Origin of the sequence: Pseudomonas chlororaphis, from assembly GCA_001023535.1 — a bacterium.
Lineage (GTDB): Bacteria > Pseudomonadota > Gammaproteobacteria > Pseudomonadales > Pseudomonadaceae > Aquipseudomonas > Aquipseudomonas chlororaphis_E.
Window position 1 is genome coordinate 5667012 of record CP011020.1, and the last position, 13606, is coordinate 5680617.

The 13606-nt window shown below is 63.8% G+C and carries 10 protein-coding genes; 8 read left to right on the forward strand and 2 right to left on the reverse strand.

Features of this window, described 5'->3' with window-relative positions:
- Positions 1-92: 92 nt before the first annotated feature.
- The 4 genes from VM99_24720 to VM99_24735 are packed head-to-tail and all read left to right on the forward strand — an operon-like array spanning position 93 to position 5623.
- Complete coding sequence (locus tag VM99_24720) at positions 93-1961, forward strand: ABC transporter substrate-binding protein (GenBank protein ID AKK01106.1); 1869 nt, start codon at positions 93-95, stop codon at positions 1959-1961.
- On the forward strand, positions 1961-3019 hold the full coding sequence (locus tag VM99_24725; GenBank protein AKK01107.1) for a peptide ABC transporter permease: 1059 nt from the start codon (positions 1961-1963) through the stop codon (positions 3017-3019). Before VM99_24720 ends, VM99_24725 begins: the two co-directional genes overlap by 1 nt.
- Positions 3019-4041 carry an ABC transporter permease gene (locus VM99_24730; protein AKK01108.1) on the forward strand — a complete coding sequence of 341 codons (1023 nt, stop codon included), beginning with the start codon at positions 3019-3021 and terminating at the stop codon, positions 4039-4041. Before VM99_24725 ends, VM99_24730 begins: the two co-directional genes overlap by 1 nt.
- 7 nt (positions 4042-4048) lie before the next feature.
- Complete coding sequence (locus tag VM99_24735) at positions 4049-5623, forward strand: microcin ABC transporter ATP-binding protein (GenBank protein AKK01109.1); 1575 nt, start codon at positions 4049-4051, stop codon at positions 5621-5623.
- Positions 5624-5632: 9 nt separating this feature from the next.
- Here the strand turns inward: VM99_24735 and VM99_24740 are convergent, their stop codons facing one another.
- Together VM99_24740 and VM99_24745 are read right to left on the reverse strand one after the other, a co-directional pair.
- Complete coding sequence (locus VM99_24740; GenBank protein AKK01110.1) at positions 5633-6967, reverse strand: pili assembly chaperone; 1335 nt, start codon at positions 6965-6967, stop codon at positions 5633-5635.
- 168 nt (positions 6968-7135) lie between these two features.
- Positions 7136-7351, reverse strand: coding sequence for a hypothetical protein (locus VM99_24745; protein ID AKK01111.1), 216 nt, complete (start codon positions 7349-7351; stop codon positions 7136-7138).
- Between the two features lie 152 nt (positions 7352-7503).
- Between VM99_24745 and VM99_24750 the strand changes: the two genes are divergently transcribed.
- From VM99_24750 to VM99_24765, 4 genes are all read left to right on the forward strand, one after another.
- Positions 7504-8919: a Fis family transcriptional regulator gene (locus VM99_24750; protein AKK01112.1), complete on the forward strand. Its 1416-nt coding sequence runs from the start codon at positions 7504-7506 to the stop codon at positions 8917-8919.
- 292 nt (positions 8920-9211) lie between these two features.
- A complete protein-coding gene (locus tag VM99_24755; GenBank protein ID AKK01113.1) occupies positions 9212-10603 on the forward strand; it encodes a transporter in 1392 nt (463 codons plus the stop codon).
- 7 nt (positions 10604-10610) lie between these two features.
- Entirely contained in the window at positions 10611-11387 is a 777-nt protein-coding gene (locus VM99_24760) for a 3-hydroxybutyrate dehydrogenase (GenBank protein AKK01114.1), read from the forward strand.
- A gap of 209 nt (positions 11388-11596) precedes the next feature.
- The gene (locus VM99_24765) at positions 11597-13552 is read left to right on the forward strand and encodes an acetoacetyl-CoA synthetase (GenBank protein ID AKK01115.1); all 1956 of its coding nucleotides are present in this window, start codon (positions 11597-11599) and stop codon (positions 13550-13552) included.
- The last annotated feature ends 54 nt before the right edge of the window (positions 13553-13606 follow it).

A 13606-nucleotide genomic window follows, 5' to 3' on the forward strand; every position in this document is an offset into this window, starting at 1 on the left:
AATGGCCACAACTCCCTCGCCACAGGGCTGGCGATCAGCGCGCCGCTCGCGTACAAATCGTGCTTATCGATCACCCGGCTTTAAGGCTGACAATGCGACTGGCGTTTCCTTCATTGCTGTTGACCGCCGTGGCCCTGCTGACAGGCGCCGCCGGTGTGGCTGCCGCACCGCAACACGCACTGACCGTCTATGGCGAACCGGCCAAATATTCCGAAGGCTTCGGCCACTTTGCCTACGCCAACCCCCAGGCGCCCAAGGGCGGCACCTTGCGCCGCTCGGCCGTCGAGATCGGCCAGTTCGACCATGTCCTGCCCTACATCGACAAAGGCATCGGCGTCAGCCAGATCGACGGCTTGCTGTATTCGCCGCTGGCCCAGCGTTCGCTGGATGAACCCTACACCGTCTATGGCCTGGTGGCCGAGAAAATGGAGCGTTCGGACGACGGCCTGTTCCTGCGGTTCTACCTGAACCCCAAGGCCCGCTTCGCCGATGGCAAGCCGATCACCGCCCAGGACGTGCGCTACAGTTTCGAGCTGCTGATGAGCCAGGGCAGCCTGCGCTATCGCGCCCAGTTCGCCGCCGTCAAAGACGTGGTCATCGAAGACGAGCGCACCGTGCGCTTCGACTTCAAGAACAATGAAAGCCGCACCCTGCCCCTGGATATCGCCACCTTGCCGGTCTTGCCCGAACATTGGTGGAAGAGCCGCGACTTCGCCAGCGGAGGCGGCTACGAAGCACCGCTGGGCAGTGGCCCGTATCGCGTGGGCAAGGTCGATTCCGGCCGCAGCATCAGGTTCGAACGCAACGCCGACTGGTGGGGCAAGGACCTGCCGGTCAGCCGCGGACTGTACAATTTCGACCATTTCAGCATCGAGTATTTCGGCGACACCGATGTCGCCCGGCAAGTGCTGCGCGGCGGCGCTTACGACTACAACCGGGAATTTTCCGCCACCGGTTTTTCCATCGGCTATGACAGCCCGGCCCTGCGCGACGGTCGCCTGCAAAAGGCCCACCTTGCCACCGAGGCACCGCAGACGGCCCAGGGGTTTGTCTTCAACCTGCAACGCCCGCAGTTCCAGGACCGCCGGGTTCGCCAGGCCCTGGCGATGCTCTGGGATTTCGAATGGAGCAACCGCCAGATGATGCGCAACGTCTATGTGCGTCAGCAAAGTTTCTTCTCCAACACCGACCTGGCCGCCCGGCAACTGCCTGATGCCGCCGAACGGGCGATCCTCGAACCCTTGCGCGGGCAAGTTCCCGACGAAGTCTTCGACCAGGTGTTCGAGGCACCGAAAACCGATGGCAGCGGCGTGATCCGCGACAAACAGCTGCAAGCCCTGGCCCTGCTGGAACAGGCCGGCTGGAAGCCCGAAGGTGATCGCCTGGTGAATGCCGAGGGCGAACCGCTGAGCTTCACGTTCCTGAACACCCAGAACGGCATGGACCGCCTGCTGCTGCCGTACAAGCGCAACCTGGCGCAGATCGGCATCGACATGAGCATCCGCCGCATCGACCCATCCCAGTACGTCAATCGCCTGATGAGCCGCGACTACGACATGATCGTCACCGGCTACCCGGTCAGTACGTCGCCGGGCATTGAACTCTACAACTACTTTGGTTCGGCGGCGGCCAACGATCCGGGCGCCAACAATTACATGGTCTTGAAGAACCCGGCGGTGGACAGCCTGATCGACGGACTGGTCAAGGCCACCACCCAGGGCGACATGCTGCGCCATGCCCACGCCCTCGACCGGGTGCTGCAGTGGAACTACTACTGGATCCCCAACTACTACCCGCCGGGCAGCTCGACCGTGTGGTGGAACCGCTTCGGCATTCCGAAGGTGCAGGCCAGCAATGACGAAGCCATCGAAAGCTGGTGGGAGATCAGCACCACGCCGCTGACCAACGAGCAGATGACCGCCGAGCGCATCAAGCGTGGCGCACCTGGAGGACGGCATTGATGTGGGCTTACATCGCACGTCGGCTGCTGCTGATCATTCCGACCCTGGTGATCATCCTGCTGGTGAACTTCGTCATCATCCAGGCCGCGCCCGGCGGGCCGGTGGAGCAAGCCATCGCCCACCTGCAAGGCATCGGCGGCGCCAGCGTCGGCAGCTCGGGCAACGCCATGACCGGCAGCTCCCGCGCCAGCCGGGGCCTGGACCCGCAACTGATCAAGGACATCGAGAAACAGTACGGCTTCGACAAGCCGGCCCATGAACGCCTGTGGCTGATGCTCAGCAGTTATGCTCGACTGGATTTCGGCAAGAGTTTTTTCCGCGGCGCCACGGTCACCGACCTGATCCTGGAGAAAATGCCGGTGACCATTTCCCTCGGGCTCTGGGCAACGCTGATCACCTACCTGGTGTCGATCCCCCTGGGCATTCGCAAGGCGGTCCGCCACGGCTCTGCTTTCGATGTGTGGAGCAGCACGGCGATCATCATTGGCTATGCCATGCCGGCGTTCCTGTTCGCGATGTTCCTGATCGTGATGTTCGCCGGCGGCACATCGCTGAACTGGTTTCCGGTGCGCGGGCTGGTGTCGGATAACTTCGAGTCGCTGTCGACACTGGGCAAGGTCGCCGACTACTTCTGGCACCTGGTGCTGCCGGTGAGCTCGCTGGTGATCGGCGGCTTCGCCACGCTGACGATCCTGACCAAGAACTCGTTCCTCAATGAAATCACTCGCCAGTACGTGGTCACCGCCCGTGCCAAGGGCATGAGCGAACGCCGGGTGCTGTACGGGCATGTGTTCCGCAATGCCATGCTCCTGGTGGCCTCGGGGATTCCCCAGGCGTTCATCAGCGTGTTCTTTGCCGGGTCGTTGCTGATCGAGGTGATCTTTTCCCTCGATGGCCTGGGACGCATGAGCTACGAAGCGGCGGTGTCCCGGGATTATCCGGTGGTGTTCGGCTCGCTGTTCATCTTCACGCTGTTCGGCCTGCTGATCAAACTGATCGGCGACCTCTGCTACACCCTGGTGGACCCGCGCATCGACTTCGCCGCGAGGAACGCCTGATGTTCAGACTTTCGCCCTTGGGCCGCCGGCGCTTCGAGCGCTTCAAGAAAAACCGTCGGGGCTGGTGGTCGCTGTGGCTGTTCATTGGCCTGTTCACCCTCACCCTGGGCGGCGAGCTGATCGCCAACGACAAGCCGCTGGTGGTGAGCTACCAGGGTTCGCTGTACTTCCCGGTGTTCAAGCGCTACACCGAGCAGGCGTTCGGCGGGCAACTGCCGTTCCAGGCCGACTACCGCAGCAGCTACGTGCAGAACCTGATCCACAAGGACGGCGGCTGGCTGCTGTTCCCGCCGATCCCGTTCAGCGACGACACCCCCAACTACGACCTCACCCAACCGGCGCCGAGCCCACCCACCTCGGTGAACTGGCTGGGCACCGATGATCAGTCCCGGGACGTGTTGGCCCGGGTGATCTTCGGCGCCCGGGTGTCGATCCTGTTCGCCCTGGCATTGACCGCCATCAGCGCGCTGATCGGCATCGCTGCCGGTGCGCTGCAGGGCTACTACGGCGGCTGGGTCGACCTGCTGGGGCAACGCCTATTGGAAGTCTGGTCCGGGCTGCCGGTGCTTTACCTGTTGATCATCCTGTCCGGTTTCGTCGAGCCGAATTTCTGGTGGTTGCTGGGGATCATGGCGCTGTTTTCCTGGCTGGCCCTGGTAGACGTGGTGCGAGCCGAGTTCCTGCGCGGGCGCAATCTCGAATACGTGAAAGCCGCCCGGGCCCTGGGCCTGTCCGATCGCAAGGTGATCGTGCGGCACATCCTGCCCAACGCGATGAATGCCACCCTGAGCTACCTGCCCTTCATTCTCACCGGCGCGATTTCCACCCTCACCGCCCTGGATTTCCTCGGCTTCGGCATGCCGGCCGGCAGCGCTTCGCTGGGCGAGCTGATTGGCCAGGGCAAGCAAAACCTGCAAGCACCGTGGCTGGGGCTGACGGCGTTCTTCACCCTGGCGCTGATCCTTTCGCTGCTGGTGTTCATTGGGGAGGCCCTGCGCGATGCGTTCGATCCACGATCCTGATCCGGGAATGAGCGACAACCTGATCGAAATCCGCGACCTGAGCGTGGCCTTCAACGACCACACCGTGGTGCGCAGCCTGTGCCTGGACATCCGCCCCGGCGAGTGCCTGGCGCTGGTGGGCGAATCAGGCTCCGGCAAGTCGGTGACGGCCCATTCGATCCTGCAACTGTTGCCCGACACCGGCACCCGCACCACCGGCAGCATTCGCTATCGCGATCAGGAACTGGTGGGCGCCGACGCCAAGACCTTGCGCGAGTTGCGCGGCAACCGGATCGCAATGATCTTCCAGGAACCGATGACGTCCCTGAACCCGTTGCACAGTGTCGAAAAACAGATCGGTGAAACCCTGATGCTGCACCGTGGGCTGGGCGGCAAGGCGGCGCGCGCGCGCATCCTGGAACTGCTCGCCCTGGTGGGTATCCAGAACCCCACCGAACGGCTCAAGGCGTATCCGCATCAACTGTCGGGCGGTCAGCGACAACGGGTGATGATTGCCATGGCCCTGGCCTGCGAGCCGGAACTGTTGATCGCCGACGAGCCGACCACCGCCCTGGACGTGACCGTGCAGCGCAAGATCCTGTTGCTGCTCAAGTCCCTCCAGCAGCGGCTCGGTATGTCGCTGCTGTTGATCAGCCACGACTTGAACCTGGTGCGCAGCATCGCCCAACGGGTGTGCGTGATGAAGGCCGGCGAGATCGTCGAGCAAGCGCCGTGCGAAACCCTGTTCAGCGCACCGAAACACCCCTACAGCTGCGAGCTGCTGCACGCCGAACCGGAAGGCGAGGCGCTGCCCCGGGATGATCGCGAGGACGTGCTCCAGGTCCAGGACCTGCGCGTGAGTTTCGCCCTTGGCGGCGGGCTGTTCCAGCGCAAGCAATACCTGCGCGCCGTGGACGGCATCAGCCTGAATATCCAGCGCGGCAAGACCCTGGGCATCGTTGGTGAGTCCGGCTCCGGCAAGTCCACGCTCGGCCAGGCGATCCTGCGGTTGATCGAGTCCGAGGGCAGCATCCGTTTCCAGGGGGAAGCCCTCGATCATCTATCACAGAAGGCCCTGCGCCCCTGGCGCAAGCAGATGCAGGTGGTGTTCCAGGACCCATTCGGCAGCCTCAGCCCACGGATGTCGGTGCAGCAGATCATCAGCGAAGGCCTTGAGGTCCATAGCCCCTCCAGCGCCGAGGAGTGCGAGGCACGGGTGATCCAGGCTCTCAAGGAAGTCGGCCTGGACCCGCAGAGCCGGCATCGCTACCCCCATGAGTTTTCCGGTGGCCAGCGCCAGCGCATCGCCATTGCCCGGGCGCTGGTGCTCAAGCCGGCACTGATGCTGTTGGACGAACCGACCTCGGCCCTGGACCGGACCGTGCAAAAGCAAGTGGTCGCCCTGCTCCGCCAGCTCCAGGAAAAGCACGGGTTGACCTACCTGTTCATCAGCCATGACCTGGCGGTGGTGCGCGCCCTGGCCCACGACGTGATCGTCATCAAGGATGGCAAGGTGGTCGAATGCGGCGCCAGCCATGACGTCTTCGACGCGCCCCGCCATGCCTACACCAAGGAGCTTTTGGCGGCGGCGCATCCCGGCTAAGCCCGCCGTTCAGGCGCCCCGTCGCTGGTCCAGGGTGCTGGCGAAATCGCCCATCACCGTCACGACCTGCTGCGCGCCCCGGTGAATATCCTGGATGACCGCCCCCGCCTCGTTCGCCAATGTGACCCCCTGCTCTGCCTTGAGGGTACTCGACTGCATGCTGGTGACCGCTTGCCTGGCGAGCTCGCGGTTCTTGCCGACCACCTCAGTGATGGCGACGGTGGCCTGGCTCGTACGCCGTGCCAGGTTGCGCACCTCATCGGCCACGACTGCGAAGCCACGCCCCTGCTCCCCCGCGCGGGCTGCTTCGATGGCGGCATTGAGGGCCAACAGATTGGTCTGTTCGGCAATGCCCCGGATGGCATCGACGATGGTGCCGATTTCCTCGGACTGCGCGCTCAGGGCCCCGATGCCCGTGGCCACTGCCTGGAGTTCATCGGCGATGCTCTGCACGACGGTCACGGTTTCCTGCACAACGGCGGTGCCGAGCCGGGTGTGTTCATCGGTCTGCCGCGACGTCTCGAAGGCCAACTGCGCCGCCCTCGATTCGCGCTGGCGTTGTTCGATCTCAGCGGTGCAATCGGTGGCGAACTTGACCACCCCATACAAATGACCCTGGGCATCATAGAGCGGGTTGTAGGTGGCCTGCAGCCAGAGGGTCGCCCCGCGCTTGTCGACCCGCTCGAAAAGCCCTCCCATGTATTCGCCCCGGTTCAGTGCGGCCCAGAAGCTGCGATAGGCTTCGCTCTGCGCCTCGCTGGGTTTGCAGAACAAACGGTGGTGCTGGCCGCGCACCTCTTCCAGGCCGTAGCCCACCACCTTCAGGAAATTCGTATTGGCATTGACCACCTGCCCGCTCAGGTCAAACTCGATGACCGCCATCGAGCGGTCGATCGCCTGCGTGAAGCTGGACTCGGCCTGGGAACGAAGCACCTCATCGTTGACGTCGCGAACGATGCTGATGATGCGCTGCACACTTGCTCCCGCCTCTCGTACCGGGACGTAGTCGGCCTCCACCCATGTCCAGCGTCCATCACGGGTCAATTGCAGAAACCGGTCGCTGGCACTTTCACCTCGCACCAAGCGCTGCCACAGCGTTGCGTACTGCGGGCTGCGGGCGTAGGCCGGCGCGCAAAAGGTCTGGTGGTGCTTGCCCAGGATCTCGTCGAGCGAGTACCCGGTCATTTGCAGGAACAGGGGACTGGCGCCCAGCACCTCACCGGTCGGCGCGAGCTCGAGCATGGCCATACAGGCATGCAGCGCCAGGTGCTGCGCTTGAAGATAAGCCTCCCTGGCCTGGATTTCATGCAAGACCTGCTGATGCTTGCGGGTACGAATGAACATGGGCGCCACTCTGGAACGTTGGATGCGTGGGTCGAGCGACCTGAAGGCTCAGGTGCCTTTTGGTTGGAGAGATGCCATTAAGCCATGACTGCAACAATAATTGTACAAGTTTTTATTTATGTACAACTTAAAGCCCTTCTTGAGGCGCCTTCAATCACCAAGCCCCTTTCATTTCCAGCCCATGCGCCAACGCTTGTCATCGCGCAACTCGCGCCAGTCCAGCCGCTCGGCACGGCCACTGTAGACCGCTTGTAATTCTACCTGCAGCGGCACGCCGACCTCATCACAGATCAGCTGGGTGACCAGGAAATGCTTTTCCTTATTAACCGGCGCGCAGGCCGTCCATTTCGAAAGCGCGAGTTTGCGAGGATTGAACGGATTCATAGAGGGCCTCCAAAAATGTACAAATCAAAAATAACTGTACAATTTTCCCGCCGCGCAAACCACGGATCTCAATCAAAGGGTTCTACGGCATAATGCCGCTGCAACAGACTCGCCAGAGGACACCACCCCCCACCTCTTTCTGGAAACGCCCGATGCGCCCGACCGAAAATCTCAAGGACTACCAGCGCGTACGCACCCTGGCGATCCGTTCGTTGTTCGAAATCATCGAGCAATCCAGCGAAGGCACGGTCATCGTCGACCGGGACGCGAATATCGTCTGGATGAACGAACGCTACGCCCGGCGCTTCGGCCTGAACTCGGCACAGGAAGCGATAGGTCGAGCCTGCGAGAGCGTGATCCCCGGCAGCCTGTTGCGGGAGGTGGTGCGTACCGGGCAGCCGATATTGCTCGACATGCAGGAGATGCCCAAGGAGCCGCTGGTGGTGATGCGCCTGCCGATCCATGACAGCGCCGGGGCGGTCATCGGCGCCATCGGCTTTGCCCTGTTCGGGGAACTGCATCGCCTGTCGCCGATGCTCAAGCGTTACTTGAGCATGCAGGAAGAACTGGCCTCCACCCGCTCGCTGCTGCGGGCGCGGCAGACCAAGTACAATTTCGCCCATTTCATCGGCACCAGCAGCGCCGGCCTGGAGGTCAAGCGTCGTGCCCGGCGCAGCGCCAGCACCGATTCGCCAGTGCTGCTGCTGGGCGAAACCGGCACCGGCAAGGAACTGCTGGCCCAGGCGATCCACAGTGCCTCGCCCCGGGCGCACAAAGCCTTTGTCAGCATCAACAGCGCGGCGATCCCCGAGGCGCTGCTGGAGGCCGAGTTCTTCGGCACCGCGCCCGGCGCCTTTACCGGGGCCGACCGCAAGGGCCGCGCCGGCAAACTGCAGATTGCCCAGGGCGGCACCTTGTTCCTCGATGAGATCGGCGACATGCCGCTGCCGTTGCAAAGCAAGCTGCTGCGGGTGCTCCAGGAAAAAGAGTACGAGCCGGTGGGTTCCAACGCAGTGCTGCAAAGCGATGTGCGGGTGATCGCCGCCACATCCATGGACCTGGAAGCGGCCATCAAGCGCGGCGAGTTCCGCGCCGACCTGTATTACCGTCTCAATGTGCTGCCGATCCAGGTTCCGCCCCTGCGCGAGCGCCTCGACGACTTGCCCGCCCTGAGCGAAGCGATCCTCGAAGACCTGCGCAGCCAGCACGAACTGAACCCCGACGCCCTCCACCTGCTGGGGCAACACGCCTGGCCGGGGAACATCCGCGAACTGCGCAACGTGCTGGAACGGGCCGCGTTGCTCAGCGACAACCTGCTGCTCACCGCCACCGACATCCGCGCGGCCATCGGCACCTTCACCCCCGTGACCCGCAGCACCAGCCCGGCCCTGGAGCCGCTGCCCCAGGAAACCTTCAGTCAGGCCCGGGCGCGATTCGACCGGCAGTTGATCGAAACCACCCTCGCGCAATGCGGCGGCAAGGTGGTCGACGCGGCGCAGCGATTGGGACTGGGGCGGTCGACACTGTACAAGAAAATGGTGGCGCTGGGGATTGCCGAGTCTCAATAACGAGACGATTGTCTCTTTTTTTGATCATGCCTTTGTTGAGCGCTCCGCGCTCTTCGCGGGCAAGCCCACTCCCGCATTTTGACAAGACACCACGGTCTAATGTGGGAGCGGGCTTGCCCGCGAAGAGGCCAGTACCCTCCCTGAAAATCTCAAAACAGAGACAAATCCTTTCCAGTTCACACTGCTCAAAAAATAATTCCTTAAATTTCAGCAAGTTACCTACCTGGCACAGAACTCGCTAAAGCCTCCGTCACCGCTTCACCACAACAATAACAATCCCAGGAGACACACCATGAGTGTGATCATTGCCCTGGCAGCCCTCGCGCTGCTGATGGTCGCCGCCTACCGTGGCTACAGCGTTATCCTCTTTGCCCCCATCGCCGCCCTCGGCGCCGTCCTGCTCACCGACCCTGCCGCCGTGGCCCCTGCATTCACCGGGGTGTTCATGGAGAAAATGGTCGGTTTCATCAAACTGTACTTTCCGGTGTTCCTGCTCGGCGCGGTGTTCGGCAAGCTGATCGAGTTGTCGGGGTTCTCCCGCTCCATCGTCGCGGCGGCCATCCGCTTGCTGGGCACCCGCCAGGCGATGCTGGTGATCGTGCTGGTCTGCGCGCTGCTGACCTATGGCGGGGTGTCGCTGTTCGTGGTGGTATTCGCGGTGTACCCGTTCGCCGCCGAGATGTTCCGCCAGAGCGACATTCCCAAGCGGCTGATCCCGGCCACCATCGCCCTTGGTGCGTTCTCCTTCACCATGGACGCGCTGCCCGGCACACCGCAGATCCAGAACATCATCCCCAGCACCTTTTTCAACACCACGGCCTGGGCCGCGCCCTGGCTGGGCGTGATCGGCACGCTCTTCGTGTTCAGCGTCGGCATGCTGTTCCTCCAGCGCCAGCGCAACAAGGCCCAACGCCTGGGCGAAGGCTATGGCACACAGTTGCGCAACGAGCCGGAAACCGCCGAAGACATCCAACTGCCCAACCCGTGGATCGCCGTTTCGCCGCTGCTGGCGGTGGGCATCATGAACCTGCTGTTCACCCAATGGATTCCCCAGTGGTACGGCAAGAGCCACAGCCTGGCGCTGCCGGGCATGGCTGCCCCGGTCACCAGCGACATCGCCAAGCTCACTGCGATCTGGGCCGTGCAGGCGGCCTTGCTGGTGGGCATTCTCATGGTCCTGGCGTTTGGCTTCCGGGCCATTCGCAGCAAGTTGGCCGAAGGCAGCAAAAGCGCGGTGGGCGGTGCCCTGCTGGCGGCGATGAACACCGCATCGGAATACGGCTTCGGCGCGGTGATCGCTTCGTTGCCAGGGTTCCTGGTCCTGGCCGACTGGCTCAAGAGCATCCCCAACCCGCTGGTCAATGAAGCCGTGACCGTCACACTGCTGGCGGGCATCACCGGTTCCGCCTCGGGCGGCATGAGCATCGCCCTGGCGGCCATGTCCGAGAGTTTCATCAGCGCTGCCCACGCCGCCAACATTCCCCTGGAAGTGCTGCACCGCGTGGCCGCCATGGCCAGTGGCGGCATGGACACCCTGCCGCACAACGGCGCGGTGATCACCCTGCTGGCGGTCACCGGCCTGACCCACCGTGAAGCCTACAAAGACATTTTCTGCATTACGCTGATCAAGACCCTCGCGGTCTTCGTCGTGATCGGCGTGTTCTACGCCACTGGCATTGTGTGAGGTTCCCATGACGACAACCCTTTCGGGCAAGACTGCCCTGGTCACCGGTTCTACCAGCGGCATCGGCCTGGGCATCGCCCTGGGCCTGGCCAAGGCCGGCGCCAACCTGATCCTCAATGGCTTTGGCGATGCCTCGGCGGTGATCGCCGAGGTGCAACAGTTCACCGGCCGGGTCGGCCATCACCCGGCCGACGTCAGCGACCCGGCGCAGATCGCCGACATGCTCGCCTACGCCGAGCGCGAGTTCGGCGGCGTCGACATCCTGGTGAACAACGCCGGGATCCAGCACGTGGCCGCCGTGGAAGACTTTCCGGTGGAGCGCTGGGACTCGATCATCGCCATCAACCTGTCCTCGGTGTTCCACGCCACTCGCCTGAGCCTGCCGGGCATGCGCGCCAAAGGCTGGGGCCGGATCATCAACATTGCGTCGGTGCACGGCCAGGTCGGCTCGGTGGGCAAGGCCGCCTATGTCGCGGCCAAGCACGGGGTGATCGGCCTGACCAAGGTGGTCGGCCTGGAAACCGCCACCAGCAACGTGACGTGCAACGCCATCTGCCCCGGCTGGGTGCTGACGCCGCTGGTGCAGAAACAGATCGACGACCGCATCGCCAGCGGCGTCGACCCGCAGCAGGCCCAGCATGACTTGCTGGCCGAGAAGCAGCCGTCCCTGGAATTCGTCACCCCGCCGCAGTTGGGCGAACTGGTGTTGTTCCTGTGCAGCGAAGCCGGCAGCCAGGTGCGTGGCGCGGCGTGGAATATCGACGGTGGGTGGTTGGCTCAGTAACCTCCAATCTCCAAGGCGAGAACGCCTTTGTGGCGAGGGAGCTTGCTCCCGCTGGGGTGCGTAGCGCCCCCGATTGGCGGCCGCTTCGCAGCCGAGCGGGAGCAAGCTCCCTCGCCACAGAAGCACTTCTCACAGCAAGCTCCCTCGCCACAAATAGCACCTTGTGCTGCAATGTTTGTAAGCCCCTATAAAAGAATAAGAGGCACGCCATGTCCGACACCCTCTGGCAACCCACCCCCGAACGCATCGCCCAGTCGCGAATGGACGCCTTTCGCCGGTTCGTCAACGCCCGACACGCTCTGCAACTCGACGACTACCCGGCCCTGCACGCCTGGAGCATCGACCAGCGCGAAGCCTTCTGGCAGGCCATCGTCGATTTCTTCGAGATTCACTTTCACCAGGCGCCCCGCGAGGTTTTGGTGGAAGGCCCGCAAATGCCCAGTGCCCGGTGGTTCCCCGGCGCCACCCTGAACTTTGCCGAACATCTGTTGCGCCGTCGCGACGAGGCCGTCGCGGTGGTGGCCATCGATGAAGACGGCGGCCAGGAACAACTGACCTGGGCCGAACTCGCCGCCCAGGTCGCCGGCCTGCAACGAAGCCTGCGGGCCGCCGGAGTCACCCAGGGCGATCGCGTGGCCGCCTGCATGCCCAACACCTGGCAGACACTGGTGGGCATGCTCGCCACCACCAGCCTGGGGGCGATCTGGTCTTGTTCGTCACCGGACTTCGGCACCCAAGGCGTCATCGATCGGTTCGGCCAGATCGAACCCAAGGTACTGATTACCTGCGCCGGTTACCGCTACGCCGGCAAGGTCATCGACCAGCGGGCCAAGGTCAACGAAATCCTCCAGCGGCTGCCGTCGCTGCAGCAACTGATCGTGCTGCCCTACGCCCAGCCGCAAGCACGCCCGGACGACTTCAAGACCCCGGCCCGCGTCGCCTTGTGGGCAGACTTCTACCACAGCGGCGGCGAGCCGGAGTTCACCGGCGTGCCCTTCGACCACCCGCTGTACATCCTCTACTCCAGCGGCACCACCGGCGTACCCAAGTGCATCGTCCACGGCACCGGCGGCGTGCTGCTGCAGCACGTCAAGGAACACGGCCTGCACGTCGACCTCGGGCCCCAGGACCGGCTGTTCTACTACACCACCTGCGGCTGGATGATGTGGAACTGGCTGGTGTCGGCCCTTGCGGTGGGCAGCGCCGTGGTGCTCTACGACGGCTCGCCGTTCCACCCAGGCCCCGAGCGCCTGCTGGACCTGATCGACCAGCACCGCATCAGCGTGTTCGGCACCAGCCCGAAATTTCTCGCTGCCCTGGAGAGCCAGGGCCTGAAGCCGCGGCACAGCCATGACCTGGACAGCCTGAAAACCCTGCTGTCCACCGGCTCGGCGCTGGCGCCCCACAGCTACGATTATGTGTACCGTGACGTCAAGCCAGACGTCTGTCTCGCCTCGATGTCCGGCGGCACCGACATCGTCTCGTGTTTCGTCAATGGCAACCCGCTGTCAGCGGTGCGCCGGGGCGAAATGCAGGGCAAGAGCCTGGGCATGGCCGTGCAGGTCTGGAACGACGCCGGCAAAGCGGTCATCGGCGAGAAAGGCGAACTGGTGTGCACCCGGCATTTCCCGGCAATGCCCATTGGCCTGTGGAACGACCCCCAGGGGGAAAAGCTGCGCGCGTCCTACTTCGCCCAGTTTCCCGGCGTGTGGGCCCAAGGCGATTACGCCGAGGAACTGCCCCACGGCGGCCTGCTGATCCACGGGCGCTCCGACGCGGTGCTCAACCCCGGCGGCGTGCGCATCGGCACGGCGGAAATCTATCGGCAGGTAGAAAAGATCGAGCAGGTACTCGACAGCGTTGCCATCGGCCAGCAATGGCAGGGCGACGTGCGGGTGGTGCTGTTCGTGCGGTTGCGCGACGGGGTGGCGTTCGACGAAGACCTGGCCCAGCGAATCCGCCAGGTCATCCGCGCCAACACCACGCCGCGCCACGTTCCGGCGAAGATCCTGCCGGTCACCGACATTCCACGAACCATCAGCGGCAAGGTGGTGGAGCTGGCGGTGCGCAACGTGGTGCATGGCGAGGCGGTGAAGAACACCGACGCCCTGGCCAATCCCGAGGCGCTGGAGCAGTTTCGGGAGCGGCCGGAACTGGCCAGTTAGGCACGGCCAAGCGCTTTTGTGGCGAGGGAGCTTGCTCCCGCTCGGGTGCGCAGC

Coding starts and splice junctions, on each gene's coding strand:
- VM99_24725 (AKK01107.1), top strand. CDS start 1,961: ATGTGGGCTTACATCGCACGTCGGCTGCTGCTGATCATTCCGACCCTG.
- VM99_24745 (AKK01111.1), bottom strand. CDS start 7,351: ATGAATCCGTTCAATCCTCGCAAACTCGCGCTTTCGAAATGGACGGCC.
- VM99_24720 (AKK01106.1), top strand. CDS start 93: ATGCGACTGGCGTTTCCTTCATTGCTGTTGACCGCCGTGGCCCTGCTG.
- VM99_24755 (AKK01113.1), top strand. CDS start 9,212: ATGAGTGTGATCATTGCCCTGGCAGCCCTCGCGCTGCTGATGGTCGCC.
- VM99_24730 (AKK01108.1), top strand. CDS start 3,019: ATGTTCAGACTTTCGCCCTTGGGCCGCCGGCGCTTCGAGCGCTTCAAG.
- VM99_24765 (AKK01115.1), top strand. CDS start 11,597: ATGTCCGACACCCTCTGGCAACCCACCCCCGAACGCATCGCCCAGTCG.
- VM99_24735 (AKK01109.1), top strand. CDS start 4,049: ATGAGCGACAACCTGATCGAAATCCGCGACCTGAGCGTGGCCTTCAAC.
- VM99_24740 (AKK01110.1), bottom strand. CDS start 6,967: ATGTTCATTCGTACCCGCAAGCATCAGCAGGTCTTGCATGAAATCCAG.
- VM99_24750 (AKK01112.1), top strand. CDS start 7,504: ATGCGCCCGACCGAAAATCTCAAGGACTACCAGCGCGTACGCACCCTG.
- VM99_24760 (AKK01114.1), top strand. CDS start 10,611: ATGACGACAACCCTTTCGGGCAAGACTGCCCTGGTCACCGGTTCTACC.